This is a genomic window from Streptomyces sp. NPDC028419 (genome assembly GCF_055565515.1).
In genome coordinates, this window is record NZ_JBVHUE010000013.1 from 180,547 (window position 1) to 201,214 (window position 20,668).

At 73.0% G+C, this 20,668-nt stretch carries 14 protein-coding genes; 4 read left to right on the plus strand and 10 right to left on the minus strand.

All coding sequences use genetic code 11. From position 1 onward, the window contains the following. From ACZ4UB_RS17710 to ACZ4UB_RS17725, 4 genes are read right to left on the minus strand one after another with little or no spacing between them, the layout of a single operon-like run. Positions 1 to 264, minus strand: coding sequence for an acyl carrier protein (locus tag ACZ4UB_RS17710; protein ID WP_354384239.1), 264 nt, complete (start codon positions 262 to 264; stop codon positions 1 to 3). Continuing rightward, positions 261 to 1,235, minus strand: coding sequence for a threonine ammonia-lyase (locus ACZ4UB_RS17715; protein ID WP_468071093.1), 975 nt, complete (start codon positions 1,233 to 1,235; stop codon positions 261 to 263). Before ACZ4UB_RS17715 ends, ACZ4UB_RS17710 begins: the two co-directional genes overlap by 4 nt. Continuing rightward, positions 1,232 to 2,737 carry an amino acid adenylation domain-containing protein gene (locus ACZ4UB_RS17720; protein ID WP_468071095.1) on the minus strand — a complete coding sequence of 502 codons (1,506 nt, stop codon included), beginning with the start codon at positions 2,735 to 2,737 and terminating at the stop codon, positions 1,232 to 1,234. The genes ACZ4UB_RS17715 and ACZ4UB_RS17720 overlap by 4 nt, the downstream gene beginning before the upstream one ends. Beyond that, a complete protein-coding gene (locus tag ACZ4UB_RS17725; RefSeq protein ID WP_468071097.1) occupies positions 2,737 to 5,064 on the minus strand; it encodes a lantibiotic dehydratase in 2,328 nt (775 codons plus the stop codon). Before ACZ4UB_RS17725 ends, ACZ4UB_RS17720 begins: the two co-directional genes overlap by 1 nt. A 217-nt stretch (positions 5,065 to 5,281) precedes the next feature. On the opposite strand from ACZ4UB_RS17725, the gene ACZ4UB_RS17730 reads away from it, so the two are divergent. Next, complete coding sequence (locus ACZ4UB_RS17730; RefSeq protein ID WP_354384243.1) at positions 5,282 to 5,500, plus strand: MbtH family protein; 219 nt, start codon at positions 5,282 to 5,284, stop codon at positions 5,498 to 5,500. A 107-nt stretch (positions 5,501 to 5,607) separates the two neighbouring features. On the opposite strand, the gene ACZ4UB_RS17735 is transcribed toward ACZ4UB_RS17730, so the two are convergent. After that, positions 5,608 to 9,111: a M28 family peptidase gene (locus tag ACZ4UB_RS17735; protein WP_468071134.1), complete on the minus strand. Its 3,504-nt coding sequence runs from the start codon at positions 9,109 to 9,111 to the stop codon at positions 5,608 to 5,610. Positions 9,112 to 9,361: 250 nt separating this feature from the next. Here ACZ4UB_RS17735 and ACZ4UB_RS17740 point away from each other — a divergent pair, with 250 nt between their 5' ends. Continuing rightward, positions 9,362 to 10,321, plus strand: a complete 960-nt coding sequence (locus tag ACZ4UB_RS17740; protein ID WP_468071100.1) for a LysR family transcriptional regulator — start codon at positions 9,362 to 9,364, stop codon at positions 10,319 to 10,321. 17 nt (positions 10,322 to 10,338) lie between these two features. On the opposite strand, the gene ACZ4UB_RS17745 is transcribed toward ACZ4UB_RS17740, so the two are convergent. Beyond that, entirely contained in the window at positions 10,339 to 10,935 is a 597-nt protein-coding gene (locus ACZ4UB_RS17745; protein ID WP_468071102.1) for a TetR/AcrR family transcriptional regulator, read from the minus strand. Between the two features lie 76 nt (positions 10,936 to 11,011). Next, the gene (locus tag ACZ4UB_RS17750) at positions 11,012 to 13,075 is read right to left on the minus strand and encodes a galactose-binding domain-containing protein (RefSeq protein ID WP_468071104.1); all 2,064 of its coding nucleotides are present in this window, start codon (positions 13,073 to 13,075) and stop codon (positions 11,012 to 11,014) included. 364 nt (positions 13,076 to 13,439) lie between these two features. Here ACZ4UB_RS17750 and ACZ4UB_RS17755 point away from each other — a divergent pair, with 364 nt between their 5' ends. Continuing rightward, the gene (locus tag ACZ4UB_RS17755; protein ID WP_468071106.1) at positions 13,440 to 14,567 is read left to right on the plus strand and encodes a mechanosensitive ion channel family protein; all 1,128 of its coding nucleotides are present in this window, start codon (positions 13,440 to 13,442) and stop codon (positions 14,565 to 14,567) included. Positions 14,568 to 14,575: 8 nt separating this feature from the next. Here ACZ4UB_RS17755 and ACZ4UB_RS17760 read toward each other — a convergent pair whose 3' ends face one another. The 3 genes from ACZ4UB_RS17760 to dacB form a co-directional block, all read right to left on the minus strand. After that, entirely contained in the window at positions 14,576 to 15,628 is a 1,053-nt protein-coding gene (locus tag ACZ4UB_RS17760; protein WP_468071108.1) for a polyprenyl synthetase family protein, read from the minus strand. Between the two features lie 50 nt (positions 15,629 to 15,678). Then, positions 15,679 to 16,746: a tetratricopeptide repeat protein gene (locus ACZ4UB_RS17765; protein WP_468071110.1), complete on the minus strand. Its 1,068-nt coding sequence runs from the start codon at positions 16,744 to 16,746 to the stop codon at positions 15,679 to 15,681. A 202-nt stretch (positions 16,747 to 16,948) separates the two neighbouring features. Continuing rightward, positions 16,949 to 18,535: a D-alanyl-D-alanine carboxypeptidase/D-alanyl-D-alanine endopeptidase gene (dacB, locus tag ACZ4UB_RS17770; RefSeq protein WP_468071111.1), complete on the minus strand. Its 1,587-nt coding sequence runs from the start codon at positions 18,533 to 18,535 to the stop codon at positions 16,949 to 16,951. A gap of 210 nt (positions 18,536 to 18,745) precedes the next feature. On the opposite strand from dacB, the gene ACZ4UB_RS17775 reads away from it, so the two are divergent. Further along, a complete protein-coding gene (locus ACZ4UB_RS17775) occupies positions 18,746 to 20,563 on the plus strand; it encodes an ABC transporter ATP-binding protein (RefSeq protein ID WP_468071113.1) in 1,818 nt (605 codons plus the stop codon). The last annotated feature ends 105 nt before the right edge of the window (positions 20,564 to 20,668 follow it).

Sequence of the window (20,668 nt, forward strand, 5' to 3'; positions counted from 1 at the left end):
TCACGCCTGGACGAGGTCGGCGTCGACGACGGACGCCAGGTCGGCGGGGGAGGGGTAGGCGAAGACCAGCGCGACCGGCACCTCGACGCCCACCGCCTCCTCGATCCGCGCGGTGATGCGGAAAGCGGTCAGCGAGTCCCCGCCCCACTCGTAGAAGTCGCTGTCCTCGTTCAGGTCCGCCTCGCCCAGGGTGTCGCGGTAGATGTCGAGCACCAGCTCCGTCAGCGCGGCACCGGTCAGGGTCGGGTTCAGGGACGTGGTCATGAGATCTCCTCCAGATACGGTTCGGTGGCCGCGGCGGCGGTGAGCGCCGCGGTGGTGTTGCCGCCCGAGACGATGGCGACGGCGCGCCCGGCGCCCCGGCCCGCGCGCAGCGCCCCGGCCAGGGCGACGGCGCCGCTCGGTTCCGCCTCGACCCCGCGCCGGCGCAAGAAGGCGGCGGCGGCCAGGATCTCGGCGTCGGACACGGCGATCAGGTCGTCGACCCGGTCCCGGATGACGGGGAAGGTCACCGCGCCCGGCTGCTGGGCGCGCAGTCCGTCGGCGACGGTCTCGCTCGGCGCCAGCCGGACGGGCCGGCCCGCCGCCAGCGAACGGGCGTACCGGGGCGTCGCGGCGGGCTCCACGCCCACCACCCGGACCCGGTGCCCGTGGGCGGAGAGGCAGACCCCGGCCAGCAGCCCGCCCCCGCCGGTCGGCACGTAGACGGTCTCGACGTCGGGCACCTCGGCCAGGATCTCCGCCCCGACCGTGCCCTGCCCGGCGATCACGAGCTCGTGGTCCGAGGACGGCACGAAGACCGCGCCGCTCTCCCCGGCCAGCTCCAGCGCCCGCAGGTCCCGCTCGGCCACCCCGCCCGGCACGGACACGATCCGCCCGCCCAGCGCCCGGATCAGCGCGGCCTTGGCCGGGCTGGCCCCGGCCGCCATCACGACGGTGACCTCGACCCCCAGCGGGGCGGCGAGCCGGGCCAGCGCGATCCCGTGGTTCCCGGAGGACCCGGTGACGATCCGGTCCGCGCCGAGCGCCAGGACGGCGTTGGCGGCCCCGCGCACCTTGAACGAGCCACTGTGCTGCAGGTGTTCGGCCTTCAGCAGCAGCGCGCATTCCGAGCGCCGCCGTCCCGGGCCGCCCAGCCCCGGCAGCAGCGGGGTGCGCCGTACGTGTCCCGCCAGGCGTTCGACGGCCGCGTCCACGTCCGCCGGGCCCAGGGTGTCGATGGTCGTGACGCTCATGACCGGGTGCCTCCGCTTTCGGCCAGGGCGCGGCGGTCGGCCTTGCCCCCGCGGGTGGTGGGTAGTTCGGCCAGCCGGACGAACCGGCGCGGCATCAGGTGCGGCGGCAGGGTGGTCCCCAGATGCGCCCGCAAGGCCGTGTCGGGAACGGCGGGGTCCCCGGTGACGTGCGCGGTCAGGAACACCCGCCCCTGCGCGTCGGTCGCGGAGGTGACCACGGCGCCCGTCACGGCGGCGTGGGCCAGCAGCGCGCCCTCGACCTCGGCCGGGTCCACGCGGTAGCCCCGGATCTTCACCTGTCGGTCGCCGCGCCCCAGGTAGGCCAGCCCCCCGGGGCCGCCGCGGGCCAGGTCGCCGGTCCGGTAGAGCCGGGCGCCCGGCGGCCCGAGCGGGTCCGGCACGAAGCACGCGGCCGTCCGGGCGGGCAGCCCGCGGTACCCCCGGGCCACCCCGGTCCCGCCGATGTACACCTCCCCGACGGCGCCCTCGGGCACCGGAGCGAGCTCCGCGTCCAGCAGCCGGACCACGACCCCGTCGATCGGGGTCCCGATCAGGTCGGCCGCGGTGTCGGGATCGGCGGGCACGGCGTACCGGGTCGAGGTCATCGTGCACTCGGTGGGCCCGTACTGGTTGACCAGCGCGCCCGGGAGCAGCGCCCGGCCGCCCGCGGCCAGGAACGGCCGCAGCGACTCCCCGCTGGAGACCACCAGCCGCAGCCCGGCCAGCAGCCCGGCCGCGTCCGGCTGACCGGCCAGGAAGGACAGGAAGGACGGGGTCACGCTCAGCAGCGCGGTCACCCCTTCGGAGCGCACCACCTCGCCGAACTCCTGCGGCCGCAGCAGCGCCGAGCGCGGTACGACGACGAGGCGCCCGCCCGCCAGCAGCGGCGCGAAGGTGTCCCGCACGGAGGCGTCGTAGCCCAGCGGCGCGACCTGGAGGGCGACCGTGTCCGGCCCGAGACCGTAGTCGCGGGCGACGAAGCGCAGGTACGAATCGAGACCCCTGTGCTCGACCAGCACCGCGCTCGGCTCCCCGGTGGTCCCGGAGGTGTGACTGACGTAGGCGAGCCCGCGCTCCTGCGGCTCCGCCCCGGCCGGGCCGTCGCCCGCCCCGACCGGGCCCGGCCGGTCCAGCAGGACGGGCGCCCCCGGGATCGGCAGGTCCAGCCGCGCCGCCAGCTCCGACCGGGACAGCAGCATCCCGGCCCCGCCGCTGCGCACCAGCGCCGCCAGCCGCGGCGCGGGCTGCTCCGGGTCCAGGCCCAGGAAGGCGGCGCCGGAGCGCACCACGGCCGCCATCGCGACCACCGCGTCCACCCCGCGCTCCACGGCCACCGCGCACACCACCTCGGGGCCGGCGCCCCGGAAGCGCAGCACCGCGGCCAGCGCCTCGATCCGGGCGGCCAGCTCCGCGTACGTCAGCTCCCCGTCCGGGGTGGTGACCGCGACCCGGCCCGGGTGGCGGGCCGCGTGCGCCGCGATGTCGTCGACGAAGGTGCGCATCACGCGTCCCCGTCCGCCGTGGCGGGCACGGCGCTCTGGTCGACGGCGACGAAGCGCAGCTCCGAGGTGAAGGCGTTGCCCTGGTCGTCGGTCAGCCACGCCTGCTCCGGCGTCGGCAGCATCTCGCTGACCTTCAGCCGGGCGTCCGGGTCCTTGCGGGCGAGCCTGCGCGCCGCCTTGGCCAGGATGGTCAGGTACACCGGGCTCTCGAAGTCCACGTAGAACGGCCGGGGTTCGGTGGGGGAGACCACGAACACGAAGCGCGGCAGGTCGTGTTCCCGCTGCCAGTGGCGCGCCCGGACGTACCGCCTGGCCTCCGACTTCTCGTCCGCGAAGGTCAGTTCGCCGGCCGCGAAGGTCCACGTCTCGCGGGCCACGATCATCTTGTCGATGGTGATCCGCGGGGTGTGGTCCCCCTCGGGGCGGATGGTGAACCGGTCCATGATCCGCTGGGTCAGGGTGTTGGCGTAGACGTCCAGCAGGGGGAAGGCGGTCCCGTCCGGCAGCACCGCCGTCAAGGTCCCCTCCCGGTCCTCCACCGCCACGTCCGCGCTGAGCACCGTGCGCGGCCGGTGCGGGTCGCCCGTGTCGTCGACCAGCGAGACGTAGTAGTCCTGCGGCCGGTCCAGCGAGGGCCGGCTGCGCGTGGACCACTTCAGCGGCAGCTCCTTGGGGAGCATCGGGAGCAGCCGGGGCTCGGGGAAGTCCCGGGTGGTCTCCGCGATCAACTGCTCCCGGTCGGGATGCTGGTGGACGAAGAGGGAGGCGCCCATCGTGTTCAGCGCACTGTGCATCTCACCCAGTACGAGCGCGAAGTCACCGCGGCCCACCGCCGCCGCGTCCTCGGCGAGGACCAGCACGTCGGGGCTGAAGTAGCGGGCCAGCGACCAGCCCGCACCCGGCTCCTCGAACTCGGCCCGCACCCGCTCGGCGATGTCCGCCGAGGACGCCCGCACGCTGCGCGCCCCCTCGGGCACCTCCAGGATGCGCGCCCACTTCGCCCGCATCTCCGCCTGGATGACGTCCAGATCGGCACTCGCCTCGGCGTACGGCGACGGCAGGCAGGCCAGCCACATCGCGCCCAGGTCCACCGGACCGCTCGCGTGCAGCCGCTCGTACACCTCGCGCAGCCGTACGCCCACCCGCTCGGTGAACCGGTTCGTCATCCAGCGCGCGGAGGTCAGGCACTGGGCCAGCGGCGTCAGTTCGTCGAGCAGCGCGGTGCCCAGCGTGGCCGTCGCCGAGCGCCGGCAGTCGGAGTAGACAAGCCCGCGGCAGGGCGCGGTCCGCGCCCCCTTGGCCCGCTGGCCGTCGGTGTCGGTGAGCCGCGCGAAGTCCTCCTCCAGCGCGCCCATCGCCGCGCCCAGCGCCTCGGCGTCGAGGCCGGCCGCCTGGACCGCGTCCCGGCCGCGCTCCAGCACGTCCAGCCGCTCCAGGGCGGACTCCCGCAGCGCCCGGTCGCCGACGCGCTCCAGGATGGCCCGCAGCTCCCGCTCCGGGTAGGTGCTGCTCGGCACCTCCAGGCGCCAGTGCACCCACCGCTTGGACTGGAGCCAGGCGACGGTGTCGGACGCCTCCGCCTCGGTGATCCCGGCGGCCCCGGCGATCGCGGCCAGCGGCCGCGTCCCGTCGCACAGGTCGAGCACGGCCCGCGCGGCGTCGGTGATGGGCTGCGGCGGACGGCCGGGCAGCCGCACGGTCCGGCCCTCGGCGCGGACGAAGGACACCCGGCGCGGCGGGATCCACGCCTTCATCGCCGGGTCCGCGCCCAGCGTCTTGGCGAGCGCGTCGATGGCCCAACTGGCGAAGTACACCTGGGAGTCGGCGAGCAGCCCCGTACCCGGGTCGACGGCGATGCCGTGGCTCGAGAGGTCCCAGCGGCCCCAGCCGACGGGGCCGAAGAAGCCGATGGTGTCGTTCTTGACGCAGAACCGCTGCCAGTAGTGGGCGACGAGCTCCTCGCGCTGGCGGGGCATGCTGGTACGGGAGGCCGCGGTCGGCGTCCAGTTCAGGAACGGCGCGATGCCCGTGCGCAGCACGGTCCGGTTCTGCCAGGCCACCGCGGCGCGGAAGCGCGGGGCGGCGGCGATCTCCTGGAGCAGCTCGGCGGTGCGCACGGCGCCCGTGTCGAAGGTCTCGGTGAAGGCCTCCCACTCGGGCCCGGCCAACAGGTCCCGCGGCCCGAACTTGTCGGCGGCCACGGCCAGCCCGGGAGGCGCCATGCGCAGCACCCCTTCGGCGGGGAAGCCGGGACCGCGCAGGGCGAAATGCTCCCACAAGCGCCAACCACCAGTGGGCAGGTGCACGTGTTCCGGGACGTCCGTCATGGCGGAGGCTCCTTCCAGGCGGTACTGACTCCGCGCCGGGTACCGTCTTCGGCGTCACCCTGGCTTCCTCGAACCCTGCCGGCGCGGGCCGCGCGCCACCAGGGAAGGACGGGCAGCACCGGACACCGCCGCTTCTGCGCGTTTGTCTCTATGGCGGCCCGCGGTTCCGGGGCAGGCTGGGCGCGTCGAGGCGATCGAACGCGGGAGGGCCCAAGCGATGAGTGCCAGCGGTGAGAGCGGCTACCAGGTCGTGCGCAACGAGGAAGAGCAGTACTCCGTCTGGCGGCTGGACCGCGAACTGCCGCAGGGCTGGCAGGCCGAGGGCACGTCCGGGACGAAGCAGGAGTGCCTGGACCACATCGACGTGGTGTGGACCGACATGCGGCCGCTGAGCCTGCGCCGCCGGATGGCCGAGGCGGCCGCGGGCACCGCCTGAGCGGGGCGCGGCACGAACGACGACGGCGCCCGACCGGGGAACTGCCCCGGCCGGGCGCCTTTTCCTTACGGTCCCGCGGGGGTCGCGGGGCGCTGTTCAGGTGGGCGTCAGCTCACCTGGAGGGTGACGTCGTCCACCACGAAGGAGGTCTGGAGGGACTGGTCCTCGACCCCCTGGAACTGGAGGGTGACCGTCTGGCCCGCGAACTGCGAGACGTCGTAGGTCTTCAGGACGTAGCCCGACGTCGCGTTCACGTTGGACAGCGTCTCCAGGGTCTGGCCGCCGACCGACACCTTGAAGGTGTCGTAGACGACGTTCTCGGTCTCGTCGGTGTCGATGTGCAGGTAGAAGGAGAGCCGGCCGGTCGAGCAGCCCGTCGGCAGGGTCAGGGACTGCGCCGCGCTGTCGGTGCGCTGGCTGCCCCAGCCGTTCAGCCACGCCATGTAGGCGCCGCCGTGCGGGGCCTCGCCCGCCTGGTTGGTGATGACGCCCGAGGTGGAGGTCCAGGGGGCCGTGCCGCTCTCGAAGCCGCCGTTGGCGACGACCTGGCGCGGGGTGCAGGTGCCGCCGCCGCCCCCGACCGTCAGGGTGTAGGTGGTGGCGTGGCTGGTGGTGCCCGTGCCGGTGACGGTCAGGGTGTAGGTGCCGGCCGTGGCGCCCGCGCCGACCTGGACGGACAGGGTCGAGGAGCTGCCGGACTGCACGGAGGTCGGGTTGAGCGTGGCGGTGACGCCGGTGGGCGCGCCGGAGACCGACAGGTTCAGGGTCTGCGGGCTACCGCTCACGGTGGTGGTGTTCACGGTGGAGCTGACGCTGCCGCCGGGGTTCGCGCTGCCGGCCGCGGGCGAGGTGCTCAGCGAGAAGTCCTGTGCCGGCGTGTCGCCGCCGACGGCCTGCTTCCAGATCGTGTAGGCGACGCCGTCGGCGCTGCGGTCCAGGACCGTGGCGCTGATGTTGTTCGTGGTGTCGCAGGAGCTGTGGTAGCAGGAGTCGTAGGCGGCGTTCGCGGTGCCGCCCCACTTCGCGGCCTGGGCCGAGGTCTTGCGGGCGCTGGCGCCGGCGGCGTAGCCGGAGGTCGGGATGCCCCCCTGCTGGAAGGAGTAGTCGTCACTGCGGCCCTGGCCCTCGACGTTCTCCTCGGGGGCGAGGTTCAGCGAGGTCCAGTACGCCTTCATCGGCGCCGAGGTCGCGGAGTTGAGGTTGTTGATGAAGTAGCCGCCGTTGGGGGAGCCGACCATGTCGAAGTTGTAGTAGCCCTTGATGGCCGACTTCTGGGTGCTGCTGAGCTGGTTCACGTAGAACTTGGAGCCGTTGAGGCCCTGTTCCTCGTCGGTCCACCACGCGAAGCGCACGTGCTTGGTCATGGTCGGGTTCCGCTGGGCCAGGACGAGGGCGTTCTCCAACAGGGTCGCGGAGCCGGAGCCGTTGTCGTTGATGCCCGGGCCCGCGGAGACGCTGTCGAGGTGCGAGCCGAACATGACGGTCTGGTCGGCGGGCCCGCCCGGCCAGTCGGCGATCAGGTTGTTCGACGGGTAGGTGCAGGAGGTGCAGCTCTGCTCGGTGACGGTGTAACCGGCGGCCTGGAGCTTGCCCTTGATGTAGGCCACCGACCCGGTGTAACCACCGCTGCCGGCACGGCGGTTGCCGCCGTTCTGGGAGGCGATCTGGTTCAGCTGGGTCAGGTGCGCCTGGACGTTGGCGACGTCGATGTTCGGCTGGGTGGGATCGGGCGGCGTGGTGCCGCTGACGGTCAGCGCGTAGTCGACGGTGTGCGAGAGGCCCGGTCCCTGGCCCTTGACGGTGACGGTGGAGGAGCCCGGAGCCGCGGAGGAGGAGGCGGTGAGGGTCAGCACCGAGGACTGGCCGGACTGCACGGTGGCCGGGTTGAAGGAGGCGCTCACCCCGGCCGGCAGCCCGGTCGCGGTGAGGGTCACCTGCTGGGCCGAGCCGGTCGTGGTGTTCGTGGCCACGTTGGTCGTGAGCGAGGCGCCCTGCTGGACGGTGCCGGAGGCGGGGTTCAGGGCCATCGAGAAGTCGTCGTTCTGACCGCTCGGGATGCAGGTGGTGTCACCGCTCTGCGCGGGGACGCTGATCGCGTCCCAGGCGGCCTTGGTCCGGGTGAAGAGGTTGCAGGTGGTCGGGTCGAGGGACTTGGCCGCGCTGAGCGTGGCCGTGCGGTACTTCTTGTAGCTCATGCTGCTGGTCTTGAGCAGCATGCCGCCGTAGAAGATCTTGCCGGCGTTCTGCACGCCGACGCCCGTGAGCGTGGTGCTGTTGCAGGTGCTGCTGTTGGGCTTGCCGCCGCCGGGGTTGGTGCCCTCGGCCAGCAGGTAGAACCAGTGGTTCAGCGGGCCGGCCGCCGCGTGCACCTCGGTGCCGGGTATGGAGGAGCTGTAGCAGGCCGGGTCGTTGTTGACCGCCGGCGGGTTGTACATGTTCCGGATCGGCCCGCGGCCCTGGAGGTTGATCATCTCGCCGACGGTGTAGTCCGGGACGTCGTACGGCGACGGCTCGTTGATGTACGCCTCGGTCAGCGCGCCGAAGATGTCTCCGGTGCCCTCGCCCAGTCCGGCCTCCTGGCCGCTGGTGCCGCCCGGGGTGTTGGTGTCGATGGCGTGCCCGTACTCATGGGCCACCACGTCCACGCCGGCGATCCACTCGTTGGCGCTGTTGTGCCCGATGGTGACCGAGCTGCCGTCCCAGTAGGCGTTCAGGTCGGACAGGCCCACCTTGCCGGGGAAGCTGCGACCGTTGCCGCTGACCCCGTTGCGGCCGAGCCAGGAGCCCAGCATGTCCCACTGCTTCTGGGCGGCGAACATGAGGTCCGTACAGCCGGTCTCCTTCGACGTGGCGTTCCCGGTGCCCCAGGAGTCCGACGACTTGGAGAAGACGCTGCCGCTGCTGTAGTCCGCGCAGCTCAGCCCGGTGCGGTTCGGGTCGCGCAGGGAGTACGTGCCCCCGGACGCGGTGGTGTCGATGGTCAGCGGGTTCGGGCCGTTCCACTTGCTGGTGCCGCTGCCGGCCACCACCTCGTCGTGGCGGTCGATCACCTTGCCGGTGCGGGCGTCGACGAAGACGTGCAGCTTGCTCGGCGCGGTCGCCGTCCGCCCGGACAGGACGGTCTCCCAGGCGAGCACCGGCCGGTCGTCCTTGAGCCGGACCACGAGCCGACCGTCGAGGACCTTGTCGGTGGCGACCAGCTCCTTGCGGGAGGTGGCCTCGGCGGCCTTCGCCGTGACGGTGGGGGTCGTCGCCACGTCGATCGCGGTGGTGGACGCCGACTGGACGGCGCGGACCTTGCCCTCGCCGTCGGCGAGGACCACCGCGTCGCCGCCGACCACGGGCAGGCCGCGGTAGGTGCGCTCGTAGGCCACGGAGTACAGGTCCCGCACCCACGGCGTGACCATCCGCCGGTCGTACTGCTGCTGGGGGGAGTTGACCAGGGAGTCGAGGCCGCTCTTGACGGCCGCGTCGGCGGCGGCGACCGCGCGGGCCGCCGACTGCGCCTGTGGGGGCTGGACTTGGCGTGTCGATTGCTGCGCGGCCGATGCGGTACCGGCCAGCGCTCCGGCGAGGCTCGTGGTCAGCGCCATCGCTGCCACGGTCGCCATCCATCTGGTGGGCTGCAAGAGTCCACTCCGATCGTGTGTGGGGGGTTCTGGCGGTGAGCCGCCTGTAGAAAGCCTGTGCAAGGCCGTGGCAAAGGCTGTGCGGTACCTGTGCGTGGACTGTGCCGGGGATGTGCGCAGGCGGGCGGTTCGCCGCCGAGTATGGGCGTGGGCATGGCGAGATTGGGACATCCCTGCACGCATAAGACCCGCGTTATGGTGCCGGCCGCGTCACGCTGCGTAAGCTGCCGCAATGCAGCTCGAGTTGAGGCACCTGCACACCGTCTGTCAGATAGCCGAAGCCGGCAGCCTGGGCGGCGCGGCCCGGCTCCTCGGCGTCTCCCAGCCCGCGCTCTCCGCCCAGCTCCGGCGGATCGAGGGGGTCACCGGAGGCGACCTCTTCGTCCGCGGCCGGCACGGGGTGGAGCCCACCGCGCTGGGCCACTTCGTCCTGGCCAAGGCCCGTCGGGTGCTGCACGAGATGGACGCGCTCGGCGCCGAGGCGCGCGCGATCGCCGGGCACAGCCCGCTGCGCCTCGGCTGCATCATGCTCGTCCTGCTCGACGGCCTGCTCGCCCGCACCGATCTGGACCTGTACGGGCGGGAGATCACCGTCGACCTGGAGGACTCGGTGACCGCGTTGGTGCGGATGCTCGGCGCGGGCCGCTACGACGTCATCGTGTACGGCGAGGTCAACGAGCACGAAGTCCCGCTGCCCAGCGGCGTGTCGGGCCGCACCCTGGTCCCCAGGGAGCCCTTCTGCATCCGGATGTCCGACCGGCACCCGCTGGCCGGGAAGGCGAGCGTGGACCTCGCCGACCTGGCCGACGACCCCTGGATGACCCTGGTCGAGGACGACGACGGCGGGCCCGAGGCCCTGGTCGAGGCGTGCGAGAAGGCCGGGTTCACGCCCCTGCTGCGCTACCGGATCACCGACCGGATGATGCAGTACGACCTGATCGCGGCGGGCCGCGCGGTCTCGCTGTGCCAGCCCACCGCCCCGGCCGTGCCGGGAACGGTGATGCGCCCCCTGGTCGGGGAGCCGGTCGTGGGCCGCATCCGGCTCGCCTGGAACCGCGCGGCGGTCTCCGGGCTCCAGGCGGAGCTCTTCTACCGGGCGGCGGCGGGGGCGTACGTGGCCAACGTGGACAACAACTCCTTCCACCGGGCCTGGTGGGACGCGCACCCGGAGGTGCACCCCGTGCTCGGGTGAGTGCCCGCGCCCCGTGGTCAGCGCTCGCGGATCAGCCCGGCGACGTGATCGGTGATCATGTCGAGGACGGCGGCCGCGGCGGCCGCGTCGCCCAGGACGAGGAAGTTCAAGGTCACCCCGTCCGTCATGGCGGCCAGGTAGCGGGCCAACACCGGCACGGGTACGAGGAGTTCGAAGTCGATGCGTTGGCCCAGCTCTTCGAGGAGCTGGGTGTAGGTGTCGCAGTACAAGGCGTACTGCCGCCGGGCCAGGTGCTCGAAGCCGGGCTCGCGCAGCGCGTACTGCGTGAGCTCGTAGGTGAGCATGTGCTCGCCCGGGTGCGCCGCCACGTGGTCCCAGTAGGCCCGGAAGCCGGCCCGGACGGTCTCGTGGAGGGTCGCCCGCGGCCGGATCGCCTCGCGCACGACGGTGATGTAGTCGTCGCTGATGGTGGTGAGGACGGCCTCCAGCAGGGCCTGCTTGGAGTCGAAGCAGTAGTGGAAGACGCTCAGCGACACGCCCGCCTCGGCGGCGATGGACCGGGTGGTCGTCCGGGAGACCCCGTCGCGGGTCATCGCGCGGATGGCGGCCGCGGTCAGCTGCCGGCGGCGCTCGGCCAGCGGCATCCGTGCCATGGCGGTCTCCTTCGTTCGGGTGCCACGGGGGACGCCCGCCCCCGGCGTGCCGGGAGCGGGCGTCCACGTGATCGCGTCAGCTGCTGTATACGCCGACTTCGTGCAGGGAGTAACCCCATTGGGTGCCGCGTCCCACCCCGTGGACGCGGAGGTAGCGGGCGGAGACCCCGCTGAACAGGGCGGTGTCCAGGCCCCCGTCACCCGTGGTCGTGGACCACGCGGTCTGCCAGTTCGAGCCGTCCGTGGAGACCTCGATCCGGTAGGCCCTGCCGTAGGCGCGCTCCCAATCCAGCGTGACCCGCTTGACCAGGCTCGCGGAGCCGAGGTCGATCTGGAGCCACTGGTCGTCGCTCCAGTCGCTGGCCCAGCGGGTGCCGGTGTTGCCGTCCAGGGCCTGGCCGGGCGCGTAGCTGTAGAAGGGGTTCCACTCCGACGAACTGGCCGAGGCGGCCGCCCCGGAGGCGAGGTTGACCCCCGCCCGGTGCCGCTCCGAGGCGCCCCAGGTGCGCAGGTAGGACTCGGCGCCCCGGAAGAGGTCGTCCACCACGTCCTGGCCGCCGACGTGCCGGATGTCCTCCACCCAGTCCGGGACCATGCCGTAGTGCGCGCCGCCGTCGGTGTTGAAGTCCCAGGTGCGCTGGCCGCTCGTCAGCTTGCCGATGACCGAGCCGCCGTCGACGCTGCGGAAGGGGTACGTCACCGGGTTCGCCGCGCCCGCACCGCGCGGGGCGGGCCAGCCGCCGACCCCGTTCATGTCGGTGCCGTAGCCGAGCCCGACCTGGTACTTGTCGCGCAGGGCGTCCTTGCTCTTGGCCTCGGCGCTGAAGCCCTCGGACCCGCTCATGTACTGGGCGGCGAACCCGCCGAGCTTGTAGAGCCGTTCGGTCCAGTCGCTGTCCATCCAGCTGTGCGAGGAGATGACGCCCGGGTACGAGGCGGACTCCAGGATGTCGAAGGCCCGGCCCGCGGCCTTGACGCCCATGTGGTCCACCTCCAGCATCATCTTGCGCTTCATCATGCCGCGCACGGCGTACTCGCCCAGATCGGTCAGCCCGCGGGAGTTGCACTGCGCGTCCGCGGCGTACGAGGGCACCGACACGCCGGCCGGCAGCTCCTTCTGCGCGTTGACCGCGGGGGCCAGCCCGATCGGGTTGTCGTGCTGCGGCCCGGCGCACTTCTCGGTCTGCCAGAAGGTGCCCGTCGACAGGAACTGGCCCACATTGATCGCGGTGCCGAGCGCGCCCTGGTCGAAGCGGACCCCGCACAGGGCGTTGTCGAACTTGTGGCACAGGAACATGCTGCGGACGCCGAGCGCGTGCAGCTCGTCCAGCCCCTTGTCGATGTCGGCCTTGCCGCATTGCGCGACGTCCAGGATCTGCTTGCAGCCGAAGGGCTCGGAGGTCTCCACGCCCAACACGACGGCCAGCTTGCCCTGCTGGACGACGTCGCGGGCCTGGGCCGAGTCGGTGACGATGCGGAACCAGCCCTTGCCCGGACCGCCGTACATCTTGTCGATGTACGCCTGCATGTCGTAGGTCTTCTGCGCCTCCAGGCGGATGGCGGTCATCTCGTCGCAGCCGCGGTCCTTGAAGAAGTAGACCGAGCAGATGACGCCGTTGGTGACCAGGTCGTTGACGAGCACCCGCTGGCCGCCGCGCCAGGCGCGCTCGACCCAGGCGTAGTAGTTCTGCTGGTGGGTGAGCGAGTCGTGGGCGGGCCAGTCCTTGAAGGTCGGCCAGCCCACCGGGTCGTGCTTGCCGTCACCGCCCTTGGTGATGTAGTCGAAGACCGCGAGCGAGCCGTCCGGGTAGTGCTCCGGACAGTCCTTGAGCGCGTCGGCCACGCCCAGGTCGGAGAAGGCCTTGCCGCAGATGAGACGGCCGCCGAAGCCCTCGTTGGCCATGATGTGGTCGTGGGCGTCGACGAAGCCGCGGACGTTGCCCTGGGCGTCGGTGCCCTTGAAGGGCTCGCCGGTGACGTCGATCCCGGAATCGGGCGCGGGCCGCGCGGTCGGGTTCCACCAGCCGGGGTCGGCGGCGGCGCTGGAGGCCGGGCTCAGCACCATCGCCAGCAGGGCGATCAGTAACGACAGGACCAGGGCCGGCCTGCGCCGGGTGTGCGGGTGTCGAGTCAAGGTCATCACTCACGTCTTCGGTCGGCGGCCGGTGCTCTTCGGTCGGCGGGCGGGGCGCGCGGTGTCTGTTGTCATGTTCCGCGCAAACAATGCGACGAGGGTCCCGCCCGCCGGGTGGAGAGTCAAGGGTCCGGGACAAGTGACCTGATGGAGAACTGACGGACCGTCGGACGGGTGGCCCGGCCACGGAGTGCGCCACGGCCATGGGGCAGGATGGCAGCCCGTTCGGAATGCGTACATCCGCATCCCAACGGGACTGCCTCCACGACGAACTGACAGGTGACAAGGTGACGACACCCCCGCCCCCCGCGATACCCCGACCGACGGCGCCCGCCACCGCCCCGGCCCAGCACGTCGCGGAGGCCCGCCGGTGACCCGGGACCTCGTCGTGCACGACTGGCTGATCGCGGGGATCGCGCTGGCAGCGGGCGCCCTCGGCGGGCTGCTCGTCCGGGCCCTCCTGCGGTGGCTGCGGGGGCACGCGGAGCGCACCCGCTGGAGCGGCGACGACCTGATCGTCGACGCGCTGCGCACCTTCGCACCGGGCGCGGCCCTCATCGCGGGCGCCGCGGTGGCCGCCTCGGCCCTCCCGCTGACCGCGCGGATCTCGGGATTCGTGAACCACTCCCTGACCGCGCTGCTCATCCTGCTGGCCACGTTCGGCACGGCCCGGGTGATCGCGGGCCTCGTCCAGTCGCTGGCCCAGTCGCGCACGGGCGTCGCCGGATCGGCCACGATCTTCGTCAACATCACCCGGGTCGTGGTCCTCGCGATGGGCGCCCTGGTCGCCCTCGAAACCATGGGCGTGTCCATAGCCCCCCTGCTCACCGCCCTCGGCGTGGGCGGCCTGGCCGTCGCCCTGGCGCTCCAGGACACCCTCGCCAACCTCTTCGCGGGCGTGCACATCCTCGCCTCCAAGACGGTGCAGCCGGGCGACTACATCAGGCTCAGCGGGGGCGAGGAGGGCTACGTCGTCGACATCAACTGGCGCAACACCGTCGTGCGCAACCTGTCGAACAACCTGGTCATCATCCCGAACGCGCGGCTCGCCCGCACGAACATGACGAACTACACGCAGCCCGAGCAGAAGCTGTCCCTGCTCGTCCAGGTGGGGGTCGGGTACGAGAGCGACCTGGAACACGTGGAACGGGTCACCCTGGAGGTGGTCGACAGCGTCATGGCCGACATCAACGGGGCGGTGCTCGACCACGAAGGGGCCGTGCGCTTCCACACCTTCGCGGACTCGCGGATCAACTTCACGGTGATCCTGGGCGTCGGCGAGTTCAGCGACCAGTACCGGATCAAGCACGAGTTCATCAAGCGCCTGCACCAGCGGTACCGGACCGAGGGCATCTCGATCCCCGCCCCGACCCGGACGGTCTCCCTCCAGGGGGACGCCCCGCAGCAGCCGGTGCCGGTGGCGGTACCCGTACCCGTACCCGTACCGGTACCGCACCCGCGCGAGGCGCCGCGCCCGGCGGTCACCAGCACGCCCTGAGCCGCCGGCTAGCCGGCGTGGCGCAGCAGGGCCTGCGACAGCCCGACCAGCTCGTCCACGGCGGCGGGGGCGAGCGGGGCCGCGTACAGCTCCGCGCGCGCCGCGTCCAGCAGCCGGCGCGCCTCCCGGAGCGCGTACTCCCGCCCGCCCGCCTCCTCGACCAGCTCCGCCGCGCGCCGCGCACCGTCCTCCCCGGCCGGTCCCGCCTCACCCAGCAGGCCGGCCAGCCGGGGGCCGACGGCCGGGTCCAGGGATATCGCGGCGAGGACCGGGAGGGTCTTCTTGCGGCGCAGCAGATCGCTGTGGACCGGCTTCCCGGTGGTGCGCGGGTCGCCCCAGATGCCCAGCAGGTCGTCCAGCCCCTGGAACGCGACGCCCCACTGGCGCATCGCCCGGGAGAGGGCGGCCACCGCCTCCGGCGACGCTCCGGCGAGCACCGCCCCCGAGGTCATGGCGGACGCGAGCAGGGAACCGGTCTTGCGGTCCGCCATCGCCCGGTACTCGGCGAGGTCCACGGCCCCCGGACCGGTCCAGGGCCGGGTCTCGAACTGCAGGTCGTCGGCCTGCCCGTGCACCAGCTCGCCCAGGGTCACGCTGAGCTGCCGCAGCGCCTCCCCGCCCCGCTCGCCCGGGACCTCGGCCAGGGTGCGCACGGCGAGGGCGAAGAGCGCGTCGCCCGCCAGCACGGCGGGCCCGGTGCCGAAGGCCTTCCACGAGCTGGCGCGGTGCCGCCGCCGCTCGTCCCCGTCCATGATGTCGTCGTGCACCAGCGAGAAGGTGTGCACCAGCTCGATCGCCACGGCGGCCGGCACGGCCACCTCCCCGGCGGCGCCCACCGCCTCCGCGCCCAGGACGGCGAGCGCCTGACGTATCCCCTTGCTGCCCGGGTCGTCGGTCGGTGTGCCGTCCTCGTCGCACCAGCCGAAGGCGTGGGAGGCGATCAGGCGGGGCGCCGGGTGCAGCTCCTGGACGGCCTTGCGGAGCGCGGGCTCGACCAGGCGCCGGGCGCGGAGCAGGGTGGCGGGGAGCGCGGGGGCGGGCGTGCCGGTCTGCGCGGACATGGGCGGTGCTCCTGTCGTGGGCCGTGCGGGAGGGGCGGGCGGGCTCGGGTTCAGCGGACCGGGGCGGTGTCGGCGGCGCTCGTTCCCGGCCCCCCGGAGGCGATGCCCAGCTCCGCACGCGCCCGCTCGATCATGGCACGGGCGTGCTGGAGCCCGATGCCGACCAGCGCGACCTCCAGCTCGTCGAGGTCGGCCGCGGTCCGCTCCGCCGCCCGCCCCTGCCGGGCCCGGGCCTTGGTCAGACCCAGCCCGGACAGGGCCTTGCCCCGCGGTTCGTCCATCGCGCGGAACTCCCGCAGCGCCTCGGCGTAGCACTCCTCGGCCTCGGGATAGCGCCCGGCGCGGTAGAGGACGTTGCCGCGCATCTTCAGGTTGTAGGCCAGCGCGCTCACCAGCTGGATCTCCCGGCAGATCAGCTCCGCCTCGGACAGCAGGGCCAGGGCGGAATCCGTCTCGCCGCACGCGGAGCGGACGTCGGCTATCCCGCGCAGCGCCCAGGCCCGCCCCCGGTCGTCGCCCGCCGTCCCCGCTATCTCGGCCGCCTCCTCGAACAGGGCCAGCGCGGTGTCGAAGGAGCCGGTGCCCCGGTGCATCTGCGCGATGCCCTCCAGCGCCCACACCGTGTGGCGTGCCTCACCCCGGCGGCGCGCCTCGGCCAGCAGCTTCTCGTGGAGCGCGGCGACGGCCGGGTAGTCGCCCTGGATGCGACCCGTCTCGGCGAGTCCGGCCAGCGAGTAGCCGCGGGCCACGACGTCCCCGCCGCGCTCGGCGAGTTCGGCGGCGAGCGCGAGGCGGCGCCGGGCCAGCGGGAGCGCGCCGCGCTGGCGGGCCAGGGTGCCGCCGCTCCACACGGCCCAGGCCATCGCGCCCTGGTCACCGGCTCCGCGGGCCGCCCGGTAGCTGTCCTTCCACGCCTGCTCGGCCTCCTCGACCCGGCCGAGGCGCCTGCTGGCCTCGGCGACGGCGAGCCCGGCGTGCGCCGACGCGGCGCCGCCCCCGCCCTCGTCGGCCCGCCGGCGCTCCTCCAGCGCCTTCTCCAGCACCTCCTCCAGCGAGGTGTTGACGGAGAGCGCTCCTAAGGAGCCCTGGTATTCGGGCGCGAATGCCTTGCCGTACATGGTCGTCTCGCTTCTCGATCGCCGAAGCGGAGCAGTGAACTCCAGGGAACGGTGCACCCCGTGGAGCGGTGAACTCCGCATTGATCAAGAAGGTAGGAGACGGGCCGGCCGGTGGAGTCCCCCTGCGAGCCGATGTGTGCGTACATCTGTAGCCGCACGCGGAGCGCCGGCCTCTATCCAAAGGACCATGCCCGCGGGTACGTCATCCCTCCTGGAGATAGGCGGCGACGAGGGCGAGGTCGTTGGCGATGGACAGGATGCCGCTCGGGTCGGTCGTCGGCGTCGAGGCGCCGGTGACACCGGCGTAGAACACCTCGAAGCGGCCGCCGCCCCGGTCCAGGTACCCCGCGATCGTGATCGCGCCGACGCCCAGCCGTTCGTTGAGCGCGTCGAACCCGACGGCGGCGCCCGTCTTGGCGAAGACCTTGCCGCGCGCGGGGCAGTCGCGGCAGTTGTCGGCCAGGAGGCCGTCGACGCCGAGGACCGGCAGCGCTTCCCGGAAGAGCCGCGCCTCGGGCGTGCGCGTCCAGTACGTCAGCAGCTGCACCTCGGCCCGTGGCGTGGACCGGTCGACGGGATTGCCGCCCCGACCGTCCAGGAGCTGGATCTGCCCCCGGTCGACCCCCGCCGCGTCCAGGAAGCGGGCCAGGACGGGGAACCCGTCGGGGCAGGCTCGGCTGCCCGTCGTGACCGCCATGAGGCAGATGCCCAGGTTGGCACCCAGGTTGTGACTGACCTTGAGGATGAGCTTGGCGTAGTCCGCGTACGGCGGCGAGGTGTACACGGCCACGCGGGCCCGGCCGGTGTAGTCCGCGGGCAGGGAGGCGACCGGGTTGGGGCCCGTCGGCGTCGCGTCGACCCGCACCCCGGCCCGTTCGAGGGCCTCGATCAGCGCGGTCCGGCCGAAGGCCGCCGGGTCGGTGACGGGGGACACCCGCAGCACCGGGGCCGCGCCCAGCGCCATGGTGCCGGACAGCTGGATGCGGGTGCCGTTGTCGGAGGTCGTCACGGTGACGGCGGACTGCTTCCCGGCAGCCACCGTCCGCACCGTCGAGGTGACCCGGTACGGGGCCACCTTCGGCCGCCAGTCGAGCCGCGCGGGAGCGCCGGCGCGCTCTCCCGGAGCGGTGGTCAGGTCGATCAGGTTGTCGTTGATGATCAGCGGCGTCGGGGTGGGAACCAGCACCGGATCGGCGGCGAAGATCCGGTCGTCCACGATCACGTCGCCGCTCACGCGGGTGATGCCCGAGCGGCGCACCTGCCGGGCGATCAGGTCGATCCCCGCCAGCGGATCCTGCGGGGTGAGCGTGGCGCCGGGGACGTCGTCGGCGTAGGTGTGGTCCAGGGAGGTGAAGGCGACCGTGCCGTCCGCGGCGGTCCGCCCGCCCATCGTGAGGTCGCCCTGGGCCACCAGGTCGAGGTCACCGTCCAGGGTTCCGCCGCGCCGCTCGCCGACCGCGTACACCGGGGTCTCGAAGCGGTGGTCGGAGCCGAGGGTCCGCCAGGGCCCGGACACGCTGAACAGCTTGGCCGTGGAGCCGGGGATGAAGAACTGATCCGGGAAGGCGCTGCGGACCACCCGCCCGGTGGCCGGGTCGCTCTGGAGCAGGCCCCACTGCGCGTTGCGGTACTCCGGCTTCCGCATGATCTCCGTGATCCGCGGGTCGAGCGGGGCGCCGGCGTCGTCGTCGGCCGCCACCGGACCCGCGGCCAGCGCCACCAGCAGCAGGGCGGCGCATCCGGCTCCCGTACGGCGCCGCAGGGACGGCGCGCCCAGTCTTCGCACCACGGCATGCCCCGTTCGTCTCGGCGGACTCCGGCGCGACGCGCCCGGTCGACGTGGACCCGGCACTGCGTCCAGCGTGGCACGGCCCCGTCCGGCGCGCACGTCGCCCGCCCCGGCGCTGGAGTCACCCACACGGGAAAAGGCTTGGACGCCCCGGGCGCACGCGCGGGACACTGCCGTTCCGCGACCGCCGCACGACAGCGCAGGGGGGCCATGGACACGTCCGCGACACGAGGCGACCCACCCGCGAAGGGCCCGGTGCTCCTCGCACTCCGTTACTACGGGCGGGAGTTGGCGCGACGGCGGTGGCTGGCCGCCCCCGGCATGCTGCTCCCCGCCGTCGGCAACATCGGCATCAACTACATCGCCCCGCTGATCGTCGCGAAGCTCGTGGGCCGCATCGCGGGGAACGACGTACCCGGCCTCGCCGCGCTGCTCCCGTACGTCCTCGGCTTCGCGGGGGTGCTCCTGCTCTCCGAGACGATGTGGCGCATCGGGCTGCACTGCCTGAACCGGCTCGACGCGAGCGGCATCGAGAACCTGTACCTGATCGGCATGGACGAACTGTTCGCGAAGGACGCGGCCTTCTTCCACGACAACTTCGCCGGATCCCTGACCAAGCGCGTGCTGAGCTTCGCCTCGCGCTTCGAGGAGCTGGTCGACACGCTGACCTTCGCGGTCGTGGGCCGGTTCGTACCGCTGCTCTTCGGCTCGGTGGTGCTCTGGCACTACGACCCGCTGCTGGTCGTGGCCCTCCTGTCCATGATCGCGCTGACCGGGGCCTGCGTGATTCCGCTCGTCCGCCGCCGCCAAGCGCTCGTCCGCCGGCGCGAGGAGGCGATCGCCAGGGTGTCGGGGCACGTCTCCGACACCCTCACGAACATGGACACGATCCACGCCTTCGCGGCGCAGGAGGCCGAGGCCGCCGAGCACCGCTCGCGGGTGGCCGAGTCCCGGGCCCACATGCTCCGGTCGTGGGACTACGGCAACCTGCGCATCGACACCGTCGTCGCACCGCTGTCGGTGCTCACCAACACCCTGGGCCTGCTGCTCGCGGTCGGGATAGCGGCGCGCGGGCACGGCGTGGAAGCGGTCGTGGTGGCCTTCACCTACTACTCCAACGCCACCCGGATCATGTTCGAGTTCAACCAGGTCTACCGCCGCGTGGAGGGTTCGATGACGGAGGCGGCGCAGTTCACCGAACTGCTGCTGCGACCGCCCACCGTCGTCGATCCGCAGGTGCCGCAGCCGCCGCCGACCCGGTCCGCGGACATCCGCTTCGAGCGGGTGGACTTCGCCCACGCGGGCTCGGCCCCGCTCTTCGAGGGGCTCGACCTGGCGGTGCCCAGCGGGGCGAAGATCGGCTTCGTGGGGCGGTCCGGCGGCGGCAAGACCACCCTCACCCGGTTGCTGCTGCGGATGACGGACCTCGATGCCGGCCGGATCCTGGTCGGCGGGCAGGACATCAGCCGGATGCGGCAGCGGGACCTGCGCGGCCTGATGGCCTACGTGCCGCAGGACCCGGCCATGTTCCACCGCACGCTGCGCGAGAACATCACCTTCGCCCGCCCGGACGCCACCGAGGCCGAGGTCCGTCGCGCCGCCGACGCGGCGCACGTCTCGGAGTTCGCGGACGTCCTGCCCCTCGGCCTGGACACCATGGTCGGCGAGCGCGGCGTCAAGCTCTCCGGCGGACAGCGCCAGCGCGTCGCGCTCGCCCGGGCGATCCTGCGCGACGCGCCGATCCTGCTGCTGGACGAGGCGACCAGCGCCCTGGACTCGGAGAGCGAGGTCCTGGTCCAGGAAGCCCTGTGGCGCCTGATGGAGGGGCGGACGGCGCTCGTGGTCGCGCACCGCCTCAGCACGGTGGCCCACATGGACCGGCTCGTCGTCCTCGACCGGGGCAGGATCGTCGAGCAGGGCACGCACCAGGAGCTGCTCGGCCGCGACGGTGGTGCCTACGCGAAGCTGTGGCAGCACCAGTCGGGAGGCTTCCTCGACGACAGCCCCGCCCGGTCCGACCTGCGCTGACCCGTGCCGACGTGGGGGGGGGGGGGGGGGGGGGGGGGGGGGGGGGGGGGGGGGGGGGGGGGGGGGGGGGGGGGGGGGGGGGGGGGGGGGGGGGGGGGGGGGGGG

Excerpts from the sequence above, each read along its gene's own strand:
- ACZ4UB_RS17710 (WP_354384239.1), bottom strand. The coding sequence starts at position 264 with ATGACCACGTCCCTGAACCCGACCCTGACCGGTGCCGCGCTGACGGAG.
- ACZ4UB_RS17715 (WP_468071093.1), bottom strand. The coding sequence starts at position 1,235 with ATGAGCGTCACGACCATCGACACCCTGGGCCCGGCGGACGTGGACGCG.
- ACZ4UB_RS17720 (WP_468071095.1), bottom strand. The coding sequence starts at position 2,737 with ATGCGCACCTTCGTCGACGACATCGCGGCGCACGCGGCCCGCCACCCG.
- ACZ4UB_RS17725 (WP_468071097.1), bottom strand. The coding sequence starts at position 5,064 with ATGACGGACGTCCCGGAACACGTGCACCTGCCCACTGGTGGTTGGCGC.
- ACZ4UB_RS17730 (WP_354384243.1), top strand. The coding sequence starts at position 5,282 with ATGAGTGCCAGCGGTGAGAGCGGCTACCAGGTCGTGCGCAACGAGGAA.
- ACZ4UB_RS17735 (WP_468071134.1), bottom strand. The coding sequence starts at position 9,111 with ATGGCGACCGTGGCAGCGATGGCGCTGACCACGAGCCTCGCCGGAGCG.
- ACZ4UB_RS17740 (WP_468071100.1), top strand. The coding sequence starts at position 9,362 with ATGCAGCTCGAGTTGAGGCACCTGCACACCGTCTGTCAGATAGCCGAA.
- ACZ4UB_RS17745 (WP_468071102.1), bottom strand. The coding sequence starts at position 10,935 with ATGGCACGGATGCCGCTGGCCGAGCGCCGCCGGCAGCTGACCGCGGCC.
- ACZ4UB_RS17750 (WP_468071104.1), bottom strand. The coding sequence starts at position 13,075 with ATGACCTTGACTCGACACCCGCACACCCGGCGCAGGCCGGCCCTGGTC.
- ACZ4UB_RS17760 (WP_468071108.1), bottom strand. The coding sequence starts at position 15,628 with ATGTCCGCGCAGACCGGCACGCCCGCCCCCGCGCTCCCCGCCACCCTG.
- ACZ4UB_RS17765 (WP_468071110.1), bottom strand. The coding sequence starts at position 16,746 with ATGTACGGCAAGGCATTCGCGCCCGAATACCAGGGCTCCTTAGGAGCG.
- ACZ4UB_RS17775 (WP_468071113.1), top strand. The coding sequence starts at position 18,746 with ATGGACACGTCCGCGACACGAGGCGACCCACCCGCGAAGGGCCCGGTG.